The organism is Sphingobacterium spiritivorum (genome assembly GCF_016725325.1).
In the GTDB taxonomy this organism is placed as follows: Bacteria; Bacteroidota; Bacteroidia; order Sphingobacteriales; family Sphingobacteriaceae; genus Sphingobacterium.
In genome coordinates this window covers 2,983,309-3,000,205 of the sequence record NZ_CP068083.1, presented here as the reverse complement: position 1 = coordinate 3,000,205, position 16,897 = coordinate 2,983,309, and the positions used below count along the sequence as shown (strand labels likewise).

Sequence of the window (16,897 nt, the reverse complement as noted above, 5' to 3'; positions counted from 1 at the left end):
TTGTATTATATCAACATAAAAAATTATGATACAGCGAATCAAATTACGCATTCAACCGATTTCGATCCACCAGATTACTAAGGTGACTTTGAGCCTTATTACAGGTCTATGGCTTTTAAATCCAAATTTCACTTACGCACAGGCTAAAGCAACTCGGGAATCCCCGCAGCAACAAATCCCTTTACAGGAATTTCAAGGTTACTATCAGTTGCCCAATAAAGTAGCCTTTATTTCTTTCGAACAGCAAGATGATACACTTTATGCAACTCAACTATGGGATCAAAAAAAATATCAGCTTATTCGCTCAGGTGAAAGTAACTTTTCGTCAAAGATAGAAGGGTATGCTATAGAGTTTTTAAAGGACAGTTTGGGTGATTTTAACCGAGCAAAGATTTTGAACAGGATTTTATGTCAGCGTGTATTATTTAATCCCACAAAAATTGCCACCCTCTCCTTATCCCAATTGAAACAATTTGCCGGAATATATCTGATGGCGAATGACAATAATTTAAAAATTAAAATTGAACCTTCTGCACAAGGGCTGCTTCTTACTCAATTATGGGATAATCGTATAGTATCCTTTTCTCCTCGTTCGGAATTTTTCTTTCTCAATGAAGATGGTACTTTTCCCTTGACATTTTCTTTTGCAAATGGGAAAGTAAAGCAACTGCAATGTTTCGAAAATGATCTTTGGTTAAAGGCGGATTAATTATTAATCAGATGAAAGATAATATAAGTGGAATTTTGACCTGTGGTCTCCTTATGCTGTTTTCAATTTCCCAGATATACGGACAACAAGTTGCAGACGAACAATTCAGTTATCCCATTACTGCCCCTCGTTACAGGGTAGGAAACGGTCCACTCGCATTATTTGACGAGGCACACCATAATTCCGTTACTCTGAAGGGAACGTATGCAGCTTTTTCAAATCTGTTAATTGCTGACGGATACAGACTCTTAAGCACTAAAGACAAAATTTCTTCTGACAGGTTAAGTGATGCAAAAATTTATATAAGTGTCAATGCTATGTTTGATCCTGAGAACTGGAATTTAAAACCACATTCGGCATTTTCAGAACAGGAGATAGAGATACTCAGGCAATGGGTTTATGCGGGGGGAAGTCTGTTTCTCGTGACCGATCATATGCCTTGTGGCGGGTCGGTACAGGCACTTGCTGCAACATTTGGTATTCAAGTAGTGAATGGTTTTGCCTTAAGGAAAGACGGTCGCCCAGAAATTTTTTCCAGAGACAGGAAGAGCCTCCTCTCCAATGAAATCACAAATACTTCTGGTGAAGAGATCGACAGCATTATGTGCTGGGGTGGAACAGGTTTTCTTGTACCATCCTCAGCACATGTTATATCTATGTTAAACGAGGAATATGATATTTATCTACCCGATGATGTTAATAAGATAAAAAGGTCTGTACCAGACAACATCCCTAGACTATCCGCTACGGGATTTGTAAATGGGGCATATCTACGATTCGGAAAAGGAAGAGTTGTTATATTTGGGGATGCAGCCCCCTTTTCTGCACAACTGCAAGGAATTAAAAGTGAAAAAAGAGGGATGAATCATCCTTCAGCGAAACAGAATGCACAGTTTCTGCTTAATATAGTTCACTGGCTGGATCAATAATTTTTTATCACTCTGTTTGAAAGCGAAAATAATATGATTGCTGGTCGCCAAAATTGAGACGGAGTATTTATAGGGACATTAGGTCTTGAATCAATTTAAAATAAAAGGAGACAACTAATACGAGTTGTCTCCTTAAGTGCCCAGGAGCAGATTCGAACTGCCACGCCCATTCAGGCGCCACCCCCTCAAGATGGTGCGTCTACCAATTTCGCCACCTGGGCATCTTGAGTTGCAAAAATAATCCTTTTTTCGGAACCTGCAACCTAAAAATCATCTTTTAGTAGGATGCTAATTGTTTTTTTTCAGATTTCTGCGGATCAGTGTCTGTATGATTCCATCTACCAAACCTACCCGAGGAGCTACAATAGTTTTTAAATGTCCGATCTTCATAATCGTGAGAAAAATATCTGCTGCCGGGATAATAACATCCGCCCGGTCTTGCTTCAATCCCAATACATTGATTCTGTCTTTGAGCGAATAAGAGGTAAGATGATTATAGATAGCTTTTAACTTAGAATAAGACATCGGTTTGTCTTCTTTAGCATTTGCCAGTCTGGAAAGTTTATTAATGTTTCCGCCTGTTCCAATACCATACACCTGCTTATACATCTGTGTATGTGTTTTCACCCAATCCTTCAGTTCATCCCATGTCTCTGGCTGATCCTGGTTATCCAGAATACGGATAGTTCCCAGATTGAATGATCGGGACGCTACGAGTCTGGAATTAGCAAATAAAGAAAGTTCCGTGCTGCCACCACCTACATCAATGTACAGATACACTTTATCCTTATCCATATCCTGCTCCAGATGACTGTTATAAATAATCTCAGCTTCCAGACTACCATCTATGATCTGAATATCGACACCGGCCTTTTTACATGCTTTCACGACTTCCTTTCCATTTCCGGCATCCCGCATTGCTGAAGTAGCACAGGCCATATAATCAGTCACTCTGTATACATCCATCAGATTTTTAAATGCTGTCATTGTACTGACCATATCCTTAAACTTTACATCAGAGATATGATGTTGGATAAAAGCATCATCGCCTAAGCGCAATGGTACACGCAATAAGGTATTTTTGATAAACGATATTTCTTCTTTGGTTTGGTCAATGTCGGCAATCAGTAACCTGACGGCATTGGAACCAATATCTATGGCTGCGTATCTCACAAAATTTCTATTTTATTTTTTAAATAATTATAAGTATCGACCTGAGAACGGTTCGTGGTATTTACCGGACTCCGTTTGTATCTGTTCTTCTGCTGTGCATCAATAATCCTTGCTTTGGTATTATCTGCCAGCTGGATTTTGATCAAATCATATACTTCGGCTATCAGGTGTTCATTTTCAATCGGGAAAGCGATCTCCACTCTCCTGTTCAGATTTCGTGTCATGAGATCGGCTGATGACATGTAAATCTCCCTGCTGTCTCCGTAATCAAAAATCCATACCCGTGCATGTTCCAGATAGCGGTCAACGATACTGGTTACATGAATATGCTCACTGAACCCTTCTTTACCCGGAATCAGACAACACATTCCGCGTATAATAAGATTGATCTTCACACCCGCATTGTTTGCCTGATAAAGGCGCTGAATAATATCTTCATCCGTAAGACTGTTCATCTTCAGAATCAGGGAGACTTTTACACCTTGCTGGCTTAATTTAATGAGACGATCTACTTTCGTATAGAAAATATTACGCATGGCCAGAGGGGCAGTGATAAGTGAGTTGTAATTGTCGTGATATACACTTTTCTTCAGTCCGGTGAACAAGCGTTTAAGATCGCGCGTAATAAGTTTGTTGGCTGTAAATAATCCGATATCACAATAGATTCTGGCTGTCTTTTCGTTAAAATTACCTGTAGACAGATAGGTATAAGCTACTCTTCTTTTACCTTCGCGTCTGAAGACCAGACATGATTTGGCATGAAGCTTAATATTGACATTGCCCAAAAACACATTCACTCCGGCCTCTTCCAGTTTCGTCAGCCAGTAGATATTTGCCTTCTCATCAAATCTCGCCTTTACTTCTAAAAATGCATTGACCCGCTTTCCGTTTTTGGCGGCTATGATAAGCGCATTCATAATATTAGAATTGTTAGCCACCCGGTACAGCGTGATATTAATCTCTTCTACCGTTGGATCAATAGCCGACTCACGTATGAAATGCAAAACATAATCATAAGATTGATAAGGCAGATGGATAAGATAATCTCTCTTCTTTATCGGTTTAAAAAGACTTTTGTTAATATCCAGTCCTGGTATAGGTAATGCTGCCACAGGTTCATATGCAAGATCTGAACGGTTTCCAATTGGAAAATTTATAAAATCGCTGAAGATCATATAACGATTCATCGGAATAAATCCATCATCGTCTACTTCCAGTTGATCATCCAGATAACTCAGTAATGAAGGGGGCATATTCGCATCATACTCCAGACGGATAACTTTGCCGGTCTGTCTGTCAATCAGACTCTTTTTTAATACTTCCAGAAATTTATCACTGCGATCTACGTCCAGATCAAGCTCTGAATCACGGGTGATCTGAAAACGGTAACCAGATATTTCATCAAATTCTACTGCGGTATAGATATCGTCCAAAAACATCATGATGATCTCATCCAGCAGGATAATCTCATGTTGTCCTGTACTATTAGGGACATGATGAAAACGGCTGATCACATTTTTAGGCATTTCTATAATAGAAATACGTTCCTGATCCTTATGGGATAGTTTTACTATAAAATGCAGACTTCTGCCATTGATATTGGGGAAGAACTGATCATTGACCCAGATCGGGATCAGATACTTCAGAATTTCTTCCTGAAAATAGGTATGCAGGTATTCGCGCTGATCATCCCGCAGATCGTCTGCCTCCAGAATATTGATATTCTCTTCTTCCAGACGTTTCATCAACACCTGATCAAAAAGATAATCAAACTTCTTGTCCAGTTTCAAAACACTATGCTGAATTTGTTTCAGCACTTTTTTAGGTTTAAATCCTATTTTTTTGTTCTTCAGCTCATTTTCTACCATACGGTGAAGAATAGCTACACGAACACTGTAAAACTCAGATAAGTTGGAGGAGTAGATAGCCAGAAAACGCAATCTTTCCAACAAAGGTACGGTATCGTCTGCGGCCTCCTGAAGCACACGTTCGTTAAATTGCAGCCAGCTAAGCTCGCGATTAAGGACAGGAAATTGGTCGCTCAAAATAATAAGATTTTTAGATCCTTAAATTTAATATTTTTCAGACCAATAATAAAGACTTGATGTTAATTATTCATTAAGAAATAATTAACACTTTCTTAATTTAAATCTATATTAATGTGATGGTGCCAATATCTCCAATTGCAATAAAATCTGATCTTCGGTTACAAAATATGGATCTCCATGCCGTAATGTCTGGTAGACAGCCTCGAATAATTTACGATAATCTCCACGATCAGCGGCTACGGATTCGTTCAGCATACCCCCTTTTTCATCTACCAATGTAAGTAAAGCCTCTTTTCCTTGCGGTTCAATTCCATATGCTTCATTATTTGGAGACATCCCTGCCAGAAGCTGCTGCTCCTGTACGTCGCTTCTGTCTTTTACAAAAGATCCCTTGAGAGCATGGAGAACAAAGCTTTTTTGCGGATTGGCGACCAAAAGGCTGACCGTAATAAATACGCTTAATCCTTTACCATAATTCAGGAGGAGACAGGCATAATCATCAACCTTAGATTTGGGGCGGTTGGTAGACAGAATTTTCGTTACTGATTTAGGCTTGCCAAACAGCGAAATTGTCTGATCTAATAAATGTGACCCCAGATCATACAATATACCACTTCCCGGACGTTTGGTTTCTTTAAATTTTTTGACTCCAATCTCAGTCTTATAGCGGTCAAACCGAAGATGCAGCTCCACGGGCTTACCCAGTTTCCCTGATTCAAGTGTCGCTTTCAGGGATTGAAAGTCTGAATCAAATCGCCTGTTATGATAAGGAAGTACATGGCGGTTCATTTTACGTCCCAAAGCGTACAGTTCCTTTGCTTCCCTGACAGTCGGAGAAAAAGGTTTTTCTACCAATACATGTTTACCTGCCAATAAAGCCATTTTGGCAAACTCAAAATGTGTATCGTTGGGCGTATTCACAATGACAAGTTCAATCTCTGCGTCTTCCAGCAATTCTTTCACACTGGAATAGCTTATGATTCCCGGATAATCCAGATGTGCCTGTTTGGTTTTACGCTCTACAATAGCTTTCAGCTGGAAGCTGTCACTACCTGCTATAAACGGCGCATGGAACACCCTTCCGGACATTCCATACGACAATATTCCTGTAACTACTTGCTTTACAGCCATACAGTATTCTTTAATTATTAATGGTGAGCATGCTCATCATGTTTTACTCCGGCAGCGTGATACACCTCTTCCAAAGCTTTTGCATGATCAGCAGCAAATTTTTGCAATTTCACGTTTGTGTTTCTGGAAACACGGTCGAATTGCTCTTTAATAAGGGTTTGCTCATGCTCCGCATGTGCAAGGAAAGCAGCATCCGAGTAGCTGGCAACTTTTGAAGTCACTGCAGTACTGTCTGTTCCGGCAGTTTGTTGAGCAGGTGCCTGAAATGCCTGTGCTCCTCTGATCGGGAAGTCAACATGCAATTCTGTAGCTACGCTATCCAAATGAGGAACTAATGATCCATAAACTTCTTTGATTTTAGCGGCTAAGGATTTCACTTTTGCATCAGATGAAACACTCGCTGCATAATCAGCATAAGCTAATTCATAAGGAATCTTCTCACCTACTGTCTGGAAAAAGCGATATGCATCACCATCCACTAACGAAGTGTGTGTATATTTCAACTGATTCTGCTCAGCTGTCTTATTACTACAGGAAGCAAATAATGTACTACCTCCGATAACTGCTACTACAAATAAAGTATTAAGTTTCATATTCTCTTTTGATTACGACCACAAAAATATAAATAATATGCTAAATTCCCTATTCTTCTGTGATTATGCTAAATTTCTTCCGGCGTTTACAACCCCGTATATTGTCCTCGCAATCAGTTTTGAATATACATCATATTTTGGATCTTCCGTTTCGAGCTGTTTCTGCTTTCTGATCGCATAGTGCTGAATAATTAACAGCGGCAGAATAATCTTTTCTCTGGCCAGAATGGATTCCCTTTCCACCGGATAATTTTCCATCAGAAATTTTGTATTACTCAATTTAAGTACATATTTCTTCGTAAGCTCATATTCAGCATGAAGCATTTTCCAGAAATCTCCATATTGCTCATCAAACTGCATGTACGATGTGATATCAAAATTGGACTTCGTCATGGACATCATACAGTTATCAATGATGGTATTAAACATACCTGAATGTTCATAAAGATTGCGAACATAAGACCAAAGGTTGTTTTCTTCCGCAAATTGCAAAGCAGATCCTACCCCGAAGAATCCCGGAATATTTTGTTTCAGCTGACTCCATGAAGTTACAAAACTAATTGCACGCAGATCTTCCAGCTTCAATTCTTTATCCGAATTCCGTTTAACAGGACGGCTACTGATATTGATGGTTGAAAGCACTTTAAGCGGACTCAGATTTTCCAGATAATTCAGGAATAATGGATCTTTACGTAAAGACATAAATTTCTCATAACTCACCTCGGCCATCTGATCGATTACGTTCTTTTGTTTGACGGTCAATGTATCCCCTTCATTTTGTCTTATTTCAGAGATAATACCAGCATGAAGCAATTGTTCGATATTATATTTAGCGGTATCAAGTGAACCGTATTGACTGCTGATCGTCTGTCCCTGAATGGTCAGTTGAATATGTTTGTTCTCAATTTCACGTCCCATAGAAGCATAGAAACGTTGTGTCTTACCACCGCCACGGGCAGGAGGTCCACCGCGACCATCAAAGAAGACCAGATCGACATCAAAATCTCTGGCAATGGCCGTCAGATCCATTTTGGCCTTATATATAGACCAGTTGGCCATCAGATATCCGCCGTCCTTTGTACTGTCTGAAAACCCAAGCATAATCGTCTGCTTGTTTCCTCTGGATTTAAGGTGTGCGACATATGCAGGATGTGTATATAAAGCTTTCATGACATCTCCGGCTCTTACCAGATCGTCTACAGTCTCGAAAAGCGGTACAAAATCTATAGTCAGCTCTTTCTTCTTCCATCCGGACCACAGAAAAAGCTGCATAAGCCCGAGAATATCAGAAGCCTGTTGACAGTTGCTGATAATAAAGCGCTGAGCCGCTCTTTCACTTCCGGCATTCTGAATACTTTTTAATAAAGGAATAACTTCCAAAGTGTCTTTTACCAGCAAAGCAGCATCTTCTCCTACTTCAAGATCAAGCTCGGAGAATGGAAAACCTTTTTGCTTAGCTGTTTCAGTCAGACCTTCAAAATCTTCCCCCAATCCTGTTTTTTTCTGATTCTTAGTAATCAGGTAGGTAATCGTATCTCTTAATATGCGACTATCCTGACGGATATCAAGTGTTGTAAAATAACACCCGAAGGTCATGACCTTACGAATAAGGTCTTCCACTACCTCTATAAATAAACTATTATGTTTCTCGATGAGGACTTTTTTAATAGCTTTCAGATTTGTAAGGATAAGATCCGTTTCATCCTTAGGGTTCTCCACAGGATTAAAACTGTTCTCATAGAATAGTTCCTGCAACGTATCCATATATTGCTCTACACCTCTGAAGGTAATGCGTCTCTTGATGACTCTGAAATCCCGATAATAGCATCTGAACAAAATGGTCCGGAGCATAGTCGCTACTTTACGTGTACTTTCGACAGTTACATTTGGATTTCCGTCACGGTCTCCACCCGGCCAAAACCCTAGCTCGATAAGTTGTTTGACATCTTCAGTAGGCATCTCAAGTTCATCATCTATAGTAGCCTGAATTTCGGAAGCTACTTTATAGAATACGTTTTCCAGATACCAGGCCAGACTTGCAGCCTCATCTACCGGAGTAGGTTTGAGCTTATTGATAAAAGGAGTTTTACCCAGTTGCTGAAGCAGCAAATGAATGTTACTGATATCATTGTCCTTAATAGCTTCGATAAGGTCATTAATAATAGAAAGTACAGCTCCCGGATAGAATTGGGTAGGATGAGCCGTAAGAACTAAACGCACAGAAAAGTCCTTCAGCTTGTTGACAATTTGCTTTCTAAGCTTACTGTTTGTTTCTGTCTGCCGGAAAAGAGGTTCCAAAAGACCGGCTTCATCTGCACGTCCTATAGATTGAAAAGAAGAATCCTCTACCGCATCGAATAAAACCACCTGCCGCTCTACATATTGTACTATTCTGAACAGAAGATCTACACGGTCCTCTTCCTGTACATATTGTTCATATTGACCAAAAAAACTATCTATAATCTCCTCCGGAGCAAGATGCTCTTCCACTCCTTTCTCACAATGTGTAGTAAAAAAAGGCAACAATGTACCCGTATGCTTTACGCGTTGAAACGGTAAAGTAAGGAATAAACTCTTGAAAAGTTCAAAACGGGTCAACACCTCGTTTTGAAAGGTAGCTTCTTTTTGACTTAATTTCATGGTTTTGAAATAACACGAGGTTGTGTGTTTTGTTTGTTTGATTTAGTTGATTTCAACCTCCGAAAATCAAATATATAAAATTAATACTCAAATATCCTTTATAATGTAAATTTTAAACACAAAACTTCAAAATTTTAAAAAATTACTAACAACATTATTCTGACTTTACTGTTATTATATTATTGAAAAACTAATAATGTATTATCATGAGCAAAAAACTATATACAGCGGAAGTAACCGCCACAGGTGGAAGAGATGGTGCTGTCCGTTCATCGGACGGAATAATTGATTTTGAAGTTCACAAACCCGAAGCTATGGGAGGAAAAGGAGGAGCAACAAATCCGGAGCAACTATTTGCCGCAGCATGGAGTTCCTGTTTCTTAGGAGCAATGGGAGCTGTGGGAGAAAAAGATCATGTGGATCTGAAAGATGCGACTGTGACAGTAAAGGCTTCCTTTAATGAAGAAGATAATTCATTTTTTCTGTCAGCTGAATTAGAAATACATGTGCCTTCGCTATCCATTGACGAGGCTCAGAAACTGGCAAATAAAGCCCATAAAGTCTGCCCCTATTCAAAAGCCACAAAAGGTAATATAGAAGTCAGCATAAAAGCTGTCTAACTCTTTACAAAAAAGACTGTTCAGCAGTCTTTTTTACTATCTTTTTCAACACTTATCCTAAATCTATCTGTATCTTTGCCTGGCATAGATTATGAAGAAAATAATTCAGGAAATTACAAACTTCTTTAACGGTCAATACTTTGCGGATGGCGTACGGATTACCATTGGCTGTATAGTGCCTATCTTTGTGTGCGCGGCATTAGGTGATTTCCGCACCGGGACACTTATTTCTTTAGGAGCTTTGCTTGTCGGATTGTCTGATACTCCCGGCGCTCCGGCTCACCGCCGATTCGGGATGTTCGCATGTCTGGGCATTACTGTCTTTACGTATATTGTCACTTACCTTTCTGCCGGATCGGTCATCCTCACCACTATCGTGATTGCTTCATTGTGCTTTCTCTATGCCATGCTTGCTGTATTCAATTCAAGAGCAGCCAACATTGGTTCTATGGGTATTTTGATGTTGCTTATCCATATTGACGTTTCCGAATCGTTTACAGACTTCGCCTTTCACCTTCTTTATTTTATAACAGGTGCGGTATGGTATATCATCATCAGCCTCTCCCTGACACAGGTAAGACCATACAGACTGGCTCAGCAGGAACTTTCAGAAACGATTCGCAAAGTAGCGGACTACATCCGTATTAAAGCTAATTTTTACGATGTAAAAATCGACAATGACAGCAATTATCTTAAGCTAATCGAACAACAGATCCTCGTACATGAACACCAGGAAAATGTACGGGATCACTTATTTCAGAGCAAACGATCTATAAAAGACACAACCAAAACAGGCAGATATCTTACTTTAGTGTTTTCGGACATCGTCGATCTGTTTGAGCAAAGTATGGCGACGCACTACGACTACAATGCTGTCAGTGAAAAATTCGGCCATACAGGAATACTGAATGAATTCAAATTCACTATTCTGAAAGTAACAAACGAACTGGACCATCTTGCCTATCAACTCAATGCAAACAAGGTTCCCAAACCACTGTATAATTTCAGAACGGATGTGGATCACCTTATGGAATCTATTGATAAGATAGAAAAAGAATATCAGTACAACACGATTGCGCTCAAAAAGGTCGTCATCAATATAAAGAATATTGTATTACAACTGGAACGGATATACAGCTTCGGATATGCTATTCCCAAAGAAATTACAAATTCAGATATTGAAGACGCAGACAAATTTGTAAATAAAGTTAATCTGGATTTCCGTCAGTTTGAAGAAAATCTCACCCTTAAATCCACGATTTTCAGACATGCACTACGTATGTCTATTGTCATGACATTCGGATATGTGCTGACCCAGATGCTCGGTTTCGGGCAGTTCAATAGTTATTGGGTCATGCTGACAATTATGGTTATTCTCAAACCCGGATTCGGACTTACAAAAGAAAGAAACGTACAACGTCTCATCGGGACTGTCGTCGGGGGGATTATTGGAACGATTATACTGATTACAATTAAGGATGATACCACACGCTTTGTATTGCTTGTCTTTTTCTTCCTTACCGCATACAGCTTATTCCGTGTTAATTATATTATTGCCGTTATGTTTATGACGCCTTATGTACTGATCATGCTTAGTTTCAACGGCATGAATACAATGGAAATGGCGCAAAACAGAATAATTGATACTTTTCTGGGTGGAATGCTGGCCTTCGTTTCCAGTTATGTTATTTTTCCGAATTGGGAAAGCGCACAGGTACGGGGAAACATGCGGAAACTGATTATTGCAAATTACAATTACATCTCGCAGATTATCTCCATTATTTCCGGACAAAAACCAACTATTACGGAATACAAACTAGCCCGAAAGCAAGTGTATATCGCAACAGCCAATATGGGATCAACTTTTCAACGTATGCTGACTGAACCCAAAAGGAAACAGAAGAACACCAAAGAAGTGAACAGGTTTGTAATCTTTAATCATATTCTTTCCTCTTATTCTGCGACCTTAACCCGTAGAGTATGGGAAGCAGATGCATCAGAACTGAATAATGAACACCTCAAGCTTGTTAAAAAAGCACTTAATTCTCTGGAAAATGTAATTGTACTGCTGACAGATGAAACGGATACAGATCCATTCTATCCCGTCAAATACAATATTCCAAAAGAGGAAGAAGAGGGAGCGATATCTGAGGAATCTAAATTAATTACAGAACAATTACAGTTTTTGAATAAGATTTGCTCAGATTTACAAAAATCAGTAATTCAAATAATAGACGTTGAAGAGAAGGCAAAACTCGATCTTCAGGAGGAAGCAGTATAAAATGGTTGATTTAGATATATTAATTATCGGAGCAGGCCCCATCGGATTGGCCTGTGGAATCGAAGCAAAAGCAGCAAATCTATCGTATATCATTGTAGAAAAAGGGTGTCTGGTCAATTCCCTGTACAATTACCCTGTGAATATGACGTTCTTTTCCTCAGCAGAACGCCTTGAAATAGGAGAAACACCATTTGTAACGACAAATCCAAAGCCTAAACGAGCAGAAGCCTTGGAATACTACAGACGTATCTGTCAGAAATTTGAACTAAGCACCCATCTTTTTGAAGAGGTCATAGCGGTTGATCCCGCAGAAAGTAATACCTATATCGTATCGACTGATAAGGCTACTTACCGCGCAAAGCACATTATTGTTGCAACAGGTTTTTATGACATTCCCATGTTATTGAATGTTCCTGGTGAAGACCTGCCGAAAGTCAGACATTATTATAATGATCCCCATTATTATGCAGGTCAGCATGTCATTGTTGTGGGTGCCAGCAATTCTTCTATAGATGCCGCATTAGAGACGTACAGAAAAGGAGCTAAGGTAACATTGGTGATCCGTGGAAATGAAGTCAGTCCCAGAGTGAAATATTGGGTACGCCCGGACATAGAAAACCGTATAGCATTTAAGGAAATTGATGTGTTATACAATAGTCATATCCATAGTATCTCAGAAACAGCGGCTGAAATCTCAACTCCACAAGGACTGATTACAATAAAAAATGACTTTGTACTTGCGCTGACAGGATACAGACCTGATTTTGATTTTCTGAAGAAAATCGGAATCAATGTGCCTGATGTATCTCCCATGATTCCGGAGCATAACGAAGAAACCATGGAAACGAACAGAAAAGGAATATATCTGGCAGGTGTAGTGTGTGGAGGATTAAATACACACCTGTGGTTTATTGAAAATTCAAGAGTACATGCAACTCAAATTATCAATCATATTGTATCCGGCAGGTAAGCTTATTTTCTCAATCCGTTGAGGAATATCTTCACCATTTTCTTTTGCAGTGTCAATATAAAATCAAACTCTTCTTTGGTAGGAAAGATCAGGCATTTCATATCCTTCATAATACCTATCCGCATACCAAACAACGAGTAAAGCAATAATTTGGCTGTATCTTCCAGATCATCCACTTCAAGCTCACCTTTGTTTATACCTATCTGTAATACTTTACCCAAAAGAGTGGCCTCTTTCTCAAAACATTCTTTAATCACTTTTTCAATTTCAGCAGGCATCTCTTTCACCAAAGCTGTGGATTGCTCAAACAAGCTATAGTATTTATTGATCAGTTCAATCCGCTTATCCAGCGTAAACATCATGGCATCTTCATAATTATCCGATTTACTGATATAATCACTTATTTCGGTCATCATCTCATCCATCACATATTCAAAGACTGCTGAATAGAGGCTGTTTTTATCCGGGAAATAATAGTATAGTAATGCTTTAGAGAATGACAAATCCTTAGCAATTTCTGCCATTGTTGTTTTAGCCATTCCAAAATGCGCAAATCTCCTCGTTGCCGCCTCTAAAATTTTCGTTCTTTTCAAATCTGCGTTTGCCATTTCTTCTTTTTAATTCTTCTAAGTAAATGCTATGTACTATCTTTATCCCCTTAAATCATTGATAAAATTAATGTTTTTTTTGAACATTTGAAAACAAGAGTCAAAAAAATGAATAACCTCATACAGTCTGATATCTCACTGAAATCATATAATACTTTTGGAGTAGACGTTTTAGCCAAACGTTTTGTACAAATAGAAAACAGACAACAACTACTGCAAATATACAATGAGGGGTGTTTCAATGATAATTTCCTGATCCTGGGAGGAGGCAGCAATATACTTTTCACTAAAGACTATGAAGGACTTTTAATCAAAATAGCATTGAAAGGCATTCATAATACCATTCAGCAGAATTTTGTATTTGTAACAGCTCAGGGCGGTGAAGTATGGAATGATCTGGTATGGCACTGCGTCTCCAACAACTTTCCGGGACTTGAAAACATGGCACTTATCCCCGGAACTGTAGGTGCATCTCCCGTACAGAATATCGGAGCATACGGTTCCGAATTAATGAATATCTTCTACAGTTGTGTAGCTTTTGATACCAGAACGGGGCAATTTGTAACCTTTACAAAAGAGGACTGCGAATTCTCTTACCGGGACAGTGTATTCAAGTCCAAACATAAAAACCGCTATATCATTGTCGAGGTTACCTATAAACTGAACTTAGATGCCCCCATCAATACTTCTTATGGAGCTATTGAAAAAGAGCTCAGCCACAGACAGATTGCTAACCCTACAATAAAAGATATTGCAGAAGTAGTGTCCTATATACGTGTCGAAAAGCTTCCGGACCCCAGCACAGTGGGCAATGCGGGTAGTTTTTTTAAAAATCCTATCATTTACAAAAACATATTGGACAGATTAATTGTTGACTTTCCAGAGATTGTATATTATAATGTAGATGAGGAACACGTAAAGCTGGCTGCAGGCTGGTTGATAGAACAGTGCGGATGGAAAGGCAAAAGATTGGGTCGCGCGGGTGTATGGCATAATCAGGCTTTGGTACTGATAAATGCGGACAACGCTTCGGGTGATGAAATCTATGACCTATCGTCCACAATTTTGAACGATGTGTATCAAAAATTCGGCATCAAACTGGAGCGCGAAGTAAACATTTTATAAAATTTAATATTATTTTTAAGTTAAATTACATCCTCATAAAGTAAATAAAAAAATACAGAATAGAGCCTCATCCCACTTTCAGGCTCTATTCTTTCATATTAACCTCCAGTAGAATTATACCTTTCTGCTTATTGAATCTCCATATTTTCACTTTTTAGCATAGTATTTGCACCATTAGACCTGAAACCGTAGCTCTGGTTTAAAATTTCCGGAAAAATAAATAGAAGAGTGCATATATAATAGAGTATCTGAATATCATAGTGTTAACTTTTATACACCGCAGTGTATAAACTAAAAAAACAGATCTAGTATGACTAAATTCGAATTTAACTCAATGGTTATCCAACAAGCGAGTTCTCTCAAACTCTACGCTAAAAATTTTACGAGAGACCAAGATGACGCCAACGATTTAGTACAAGACACCTTACTGAAAGCTGTCACTTACTTTGGAAATTTCAAAGAAGGAACTAATCTTAAAGGCTGGTTATACACCATCATGAAGAATACGTTTATCAACAACTACAGACGTATTGTAAAGACCAATTCTTTTATTACCAAAGAAGAAGAAATTACCAGTGCGAATCTGTTCGTATCTGCAACACACAATGACGGTGAAAACAAATTCATTATGGAAGATATCAATAAAGCATTGACCAATCTCTCTGACGAATATTATATCCCATTCAGCATGTATTTTGAAGGATATAAGTATCATGAGATTTCCGACCACTTGAACATACCGATAGGTACTGTCAAAACCCGGATCCATGTTGCACGTAAAGCAATGAAAAAAACGCTGACTGCGTACAAGTAGTCACAATCTGCGAGAAACGCCTATGAAGTTTATTACTTTTGTAAAATGATTGAAGACAGTAACCTTCCTTTTTTTACAAAATCGCGGCTTGCCTTAAGAAACGGGCAGGATCGACCAGAAATTTGGGTAGCTTATAATGGATTGATATATGATGTATCAACCAGCCGCCTATGGCGTAAAGGACAGCACTATGAGCATTGGGCTGGTCAGGATCTGACAGCCGAGCTTGCTGATGCGCCGCATACAGAAGAAGTATTTAAAAGATTCCCGGTTATTGGAAAACTGGAACTATAAAAAGAGTTGAGATAAGCGGTTATTCGCTTATCTCAAATTTTGACAATGCTATAAACTGTTGAATACGTTTGCTGATATCTTCCTGAGTCAGATTTTGTAAACGTTCCGTACCGAATCTTTCCACGCAGAATGAAGCTAATGCAGACCCGTAAATGATCGCATTCTTCATATTATTAAAGTTTACTGTATTCACTTTCGCCAGATAACCCACAAATCCACCTGCGAATGTATCTCCTGCTCCTGTCGGATCAAATACTTCTGCCAACGGTAATGCCGGAGCATAGAATACCTGATTTTCTCCGAATAACAATGCACCGTGCTCCCCTTTCTTAATGATAAGATATTTGGGTCCCATATTCAGAATTACTTCCGCAGCTTTCACCAGAGCATATTCTCCTGACAACTGACGAGCTTCTTCATCATTGATTGTCAACACGTCTACTTTCTTCAGGACAGCCTTCAGATCGTCGAGAGCGACATCCATCCAGAAGTTCATTGTATCAAGTACAACCAGTTTTGGAGTGTGATTTAAACGTTTAAGAGTTGTTAACTGAACCTGCGGAGTAAGATTTCCCAGTAACAGGTACTCACAATCCTGATATTTTTCAGGTACAATAGGATCGAAATCAGCCAATACATTAAGCTCAGTAGCCAATGTATCTCTGCTGTTCATATCATTATGGTATTTACCTGACCAGAAGAAGGACTTTCCACCTTTTATGATTTGAATTCCTTCTGTATCGATACCTTTATCTTTTAAAAGGTTCAGATTTGTATCACCAAAGTCCTCTCCGATAACAGAGATCAATTTTACATGGTCATACAAATAAGATGCGGCTATACCTGCAAAGGTAGCTGCACCGCCTACAATTTTGTCTGTTTTTCCAAATGGAGTTTCTATTGCATCGTACGCAACAGTACCAATAATTACTAAACTCATAGTTGCTGTTTAATATTCAAAA

The 16,897-nt window shown here is 38.9% G+C and carries 15 protein-coding genes and 1 tRNA gene; 8 read left to right on the top strand and 8 right to left on the bottom strand.

Annotation, left to right across the window (positions count from 1 at the left end; all coding sequences use genetic code 11):
* Nucleotides 1-25 precede the first annotated feature (25 nt).
* Both I6J02_RS12500 and I6J02_RS12495 read left to right on the top strand, forming a co-directional pair.
* Nucleotides 26-709 carry a hypothetical protein gene (locus tag I6J02_RS12500; RefSeq protein ID WP_201678220.1) on the top strand — a complete coding sequence of 228 codons (684 nt, stop codon included), beginning with the start codon at nucleotides 26-28 and terminating at the stop codon, nucleotides 707-709.
* Nucleotides 710-720: 11 nt separating this feature from the next.
* Nucleotides 721-1,638 carry a hypothetical protein gene (locus I6J02_RS12495; protein ID WP_201678219.1) on the top strand — a complete coding sequence of 306 codons (918 nt, stop codon included), beginning with the start codon at nucleotides 721-723 and terminating at the stop codon, nucleotides 1,636-1,638.
* A 137-nt stretch (nucleotides 1,639-1,775) separates the two neighbouring features.
* Here the strand turns inward: I6J02_RS12495 and I6J02_RS12490 are convergent.
* The 6 genes from I6J02_RS12490 to I6J02_RS12465 all read right to left on the bottom strand — a co-directional run bounded on the left by I6J02_RS12490 (nucleotide 1,776) and on the right by I6J02_RS12465 (nucleotide 9,223).
* Nucleotides 1,776-1,859 (bottom strand) — tRNA-Leu (locus tag I6J02_RS12490).
* 67 nt (nucleotides 1,860-1,926) lie between these two features.
* Nucleotides 1,927-2,811, bottom strand: coding sequence for an exopolyphosphatase (locus I6J02_RS12485; RefSeq protein ID WP_201678218.1), 885 nt, complete (start codon nucleotides 2,809-2,811; stop codon nucleotides 1,927-1,929).
* On the bottom strand, nucleotides 2,808-4,856 hold the full coding sequence (ppk1, locus tag I6J02_RS12480; protein WP_201678217.1) for a polyphosphate kinase 1: 2,049 nt from the start codon (nucleotides 4,854-4,856) through the stop codon (nucleotides 2,808-2,810). The genes I6J02_RS12485 and ppk1 overlap by 4 nt, the downstream gene beginning before the upstream one ends.
* A gap of 111 nt (nucleotides 4,857-4,967) precedes the next feature.
* Nucleotides 4,968-5,990 carry a Gfo/Idh/MocA family oxidoreductase gene (locus tag I6J02_RS12475; RefSeq protein ID WP_201678216.1) on the bottom strand — a complete coding sequence of 341 codons (1,023 nt, stop codon included), beginning with the start codon at nucleotides 5,988-5,990 and terminating at the stop codon, nucleotides 4,968-4,970.
* A gap of 17 nt (nucleotides 5,991-6,007) precedes the next feature.
* On the bottom strand, nucleotides 6,008-6,583 hold the full coding sequence (locus I6J02_RS12470) for a hypothetical protein (RefSeq protein WP_201678215.1): 576 nt from the start codon (nucleotides 6,581-6,583) through the stop codon (nucleotides 6,008-6,010).
* Between the two features lie 63 nt (nucleotides 6,584-6,646).
* Nucleotides 6,647-9,223 (bottom strand): phosphoenolpyruvate carboxylase, encoded by a 2,577-nt coding sequence (locus tag I6J02_RS12465; RefSeq protein ID WP_201678214.1) that lies wholly within the window; start codon nucleotides 9,221-9,223, stop codon nucleotides 6,647-6,649.
* Between the two features lie 206 nt (nucleotides 9,224-9,429).
* On the opposite strand from I6J02_RS12465, the gene I6J02_RS12460 reads away from it, so the two are divergent.
* From I6J02_RS12460 to I6J02_RS12450, 3 genes are all read left to right on the top strand, one after another.
* Nucleotides 9,430-9,843 carry an organic hydroperoxide resistance protein gene (locus I6J02_RS12460; protein WP_201678213.1) on the top strand — a complete coding sequence of 138 codons (414 nt, stop codon included), beginning with the start codon at nucleotides 9,430-9,432 and terminating at the stop codon, nucleotides 9,841-9,843.
* Between the two features lie 91 nt (nucleotides 9,844-9,934).
* Nucleotides 9,935-12,124 carry an FUSC family protein gene (locus I6J02_RS12455; RefSeq protein ID WP_201678212.1) on the top strand — a complete coding sequence of 730 codons (2,190 nt, stop codon included), beginning with the start codon at nucleotides 9,935-9,937 and terminating at the stop codon, nucleotides 12,122-12,124.
* A gap of 1 nt (nucleotide 12,125) precedes the next feature.
* Nucleotides 12,126-13,094: a YpdA family putative bacillithiol disulfide reductase gene (locus I6J02_RS12450; RefSeq protein WP_201678211.1), complete on the top strand. Its 969-nt coding sequence runs from the start codon at nucleotides 12,126-12,128 to the stop codon at nucleotides 13,092-13,094.
* A 2-nt stretch (nucleotides 13,095-13,096) separates the two neighbouring features.
* Here the strand turns inward: I6J02_RS12450 and I6J02_RS12445 are convergent, their stop codons facing one another.
* Nucleotides 13,097-13,702, bottom strand: coding sequence for a TetR/AcrR family transcriptional regulator (locus I6J02_RS12445; protein ID WP_003005256.1), 606 nt, complete (start codon nucleotides 13,700-13,702; stop codon nucleotides 13,097-13,099).
* A 108-nt stretch (nucleotides 13,703-13,810) separates the two neighbouring features.
* On the opposite strand from I6J02_RS12445, the gene murB reads away from it, so the two are divergent.
* The 3 genes from murB (at nucleotide 13,811) to I6J02_RS12430 (ending at nucleotide 15,935) form a co-directional block, all read left to right on the top strand.
* The gene (murB, locus tag I6J02_RS12440; RefSeq protein ID WP_201678210.1) at nucleotides 13,811-14,827 is read left to right on the top strand and encodes a UDP-N-acetylmuramate dehydrogenase; all 1,017 of its coding nucleotides are present in this window, start codon (nucleotides 13,811-13,813) and stop codon (nucleotides 14,825-14,827) included.
* Nucleotides 14,828-15,137: 310 nt separating this feature from the next.
* On the top strand, nucleotides 15,138-15,641 hold the full coding sequence (locus tag I6J02_RS12435) for an RNA polymerase sigma factor (protein WP_002999461.1): 504 nt from the start codon (nucleotides 15,138-15,140) through the stop codon (nucleotides 15,639-15,641).
* A 45-nt stretch (nucleotides 15,642-15,686) separates the two neighbouring features.
* Nucleotides 15,687-15,935, top strand: coding sequence for a cytochrome b5 domain-containing protein (locus I6J02_RS12430; protein ID WP_201678209.1), 249 nt, complete (start codon nucleotides 15,687-15,689; stop codon nucleotides 15,933-15,935).
* A gap of 19 nt (nucleotides 15,936-15,954) precedes the next feature.
* Here the strand turns inward: I6J02_RS12430 and I6J02_RS12425 are convergent, their stop codons facing one another.
* Complete coding sequence (locus tag I6J02_RS12425; protein WP_201678208.1) at nucleotides 15,955-16,875, bottom strand: PfkB family carbohydrate kinase; 921 nt, start codon at nucleotides 16,873-16,875, stop codon at nucleotides 15,955-15,957.
* Nucleotides 16,876-16,897 lie beyond the last annotated feature (22 nt).

Coding starts and splice junctions, on each gene's coding strand:
- I6J02_RS12455 (WP_201678212.1), top strand. CDS start 9,935: ATGAAGAAAATAATTCAGGAAATTACAAACTTCTTTAACGGTCAATAC.
- I6J02_RS12445 (WP_003005256.1), bottom strand. CDS start 13,702: ATGGCAAACGCAGATTTGAAAAGAACGAAAATTTTAGAGGCGGCAACG.
- I6J02_RS12470 (WP_201678215.1), bottom strand. CDS start 6,583: ATGAAACTTAATACTTTATTTGTAGTAGCAGTTATCGGAGGTAGTACA.
- I6J02_RS12450 (WP_201678211.1), top strand. CDS start 12,126: ATGGTTGATTTAGATATATTAATTATCGGAGCAGGCCCCATCGGATTG.
- I6J02_RS12460 (WP_201678213.1), top strand. CDS start 9,430: ATGAGCAAAAAACTATATACAGCGGAAGTAACCGCCACAGGTGGAAGA.
- I6J02_RS12435 (WP_002999461.1), top strand. CDS start 15,138: ATGACTAAATTCGAATTTAACTCAATGGTTATCCAACAAGCGAGTTCT.
- murB (WP_201678210.1), top strand. CDS start 13,811: ATGAATAACCTCATACAGTCTGATATCTCACTGAAATCATATAATACT.
- I6J02_RS12425 (WP_201678208.1), bottom strand. CDS start 16,875: ATGAGTTTAGTAATTATTGGTACTGTTGCGTACGATGCAATAGAAACT.
- I6J02_RS12430 (WP_201678209.1), top strand. CDS start 15,687: ATGATTGAAGACAGTAACCTTCCTTTTTTTACAAAATCGCGGCTTGCC.
- I6J02_RS12475 (WP_201678216.1), bottom strand. CDS start 5,990: ATGGCTGTAAAGCAAGTAGTTACAGGAATATTGTCGTATGGAATGTCC.
- I6J02_RS12465 (WP_201678214.1), bottom strand. CDS start 9,223: ATGAAATTAAGTCAAAAAGAAGCTACCTTTCAAAACGAGGTGTTGACC.
- I6J02_RS12495 (WP_201678219.1), top strand. CDS start 721: ATGAAAGATAATATAAGTGGAATTTTGACCTGTGGTCTCCTTATGCTG.
- I6J02_RS12500 (WP_201678220.1), top strand. CDS start 26: ATGATACAGCGAATCAAATTACGCATTCAACCGATTTCGATCCACCAG.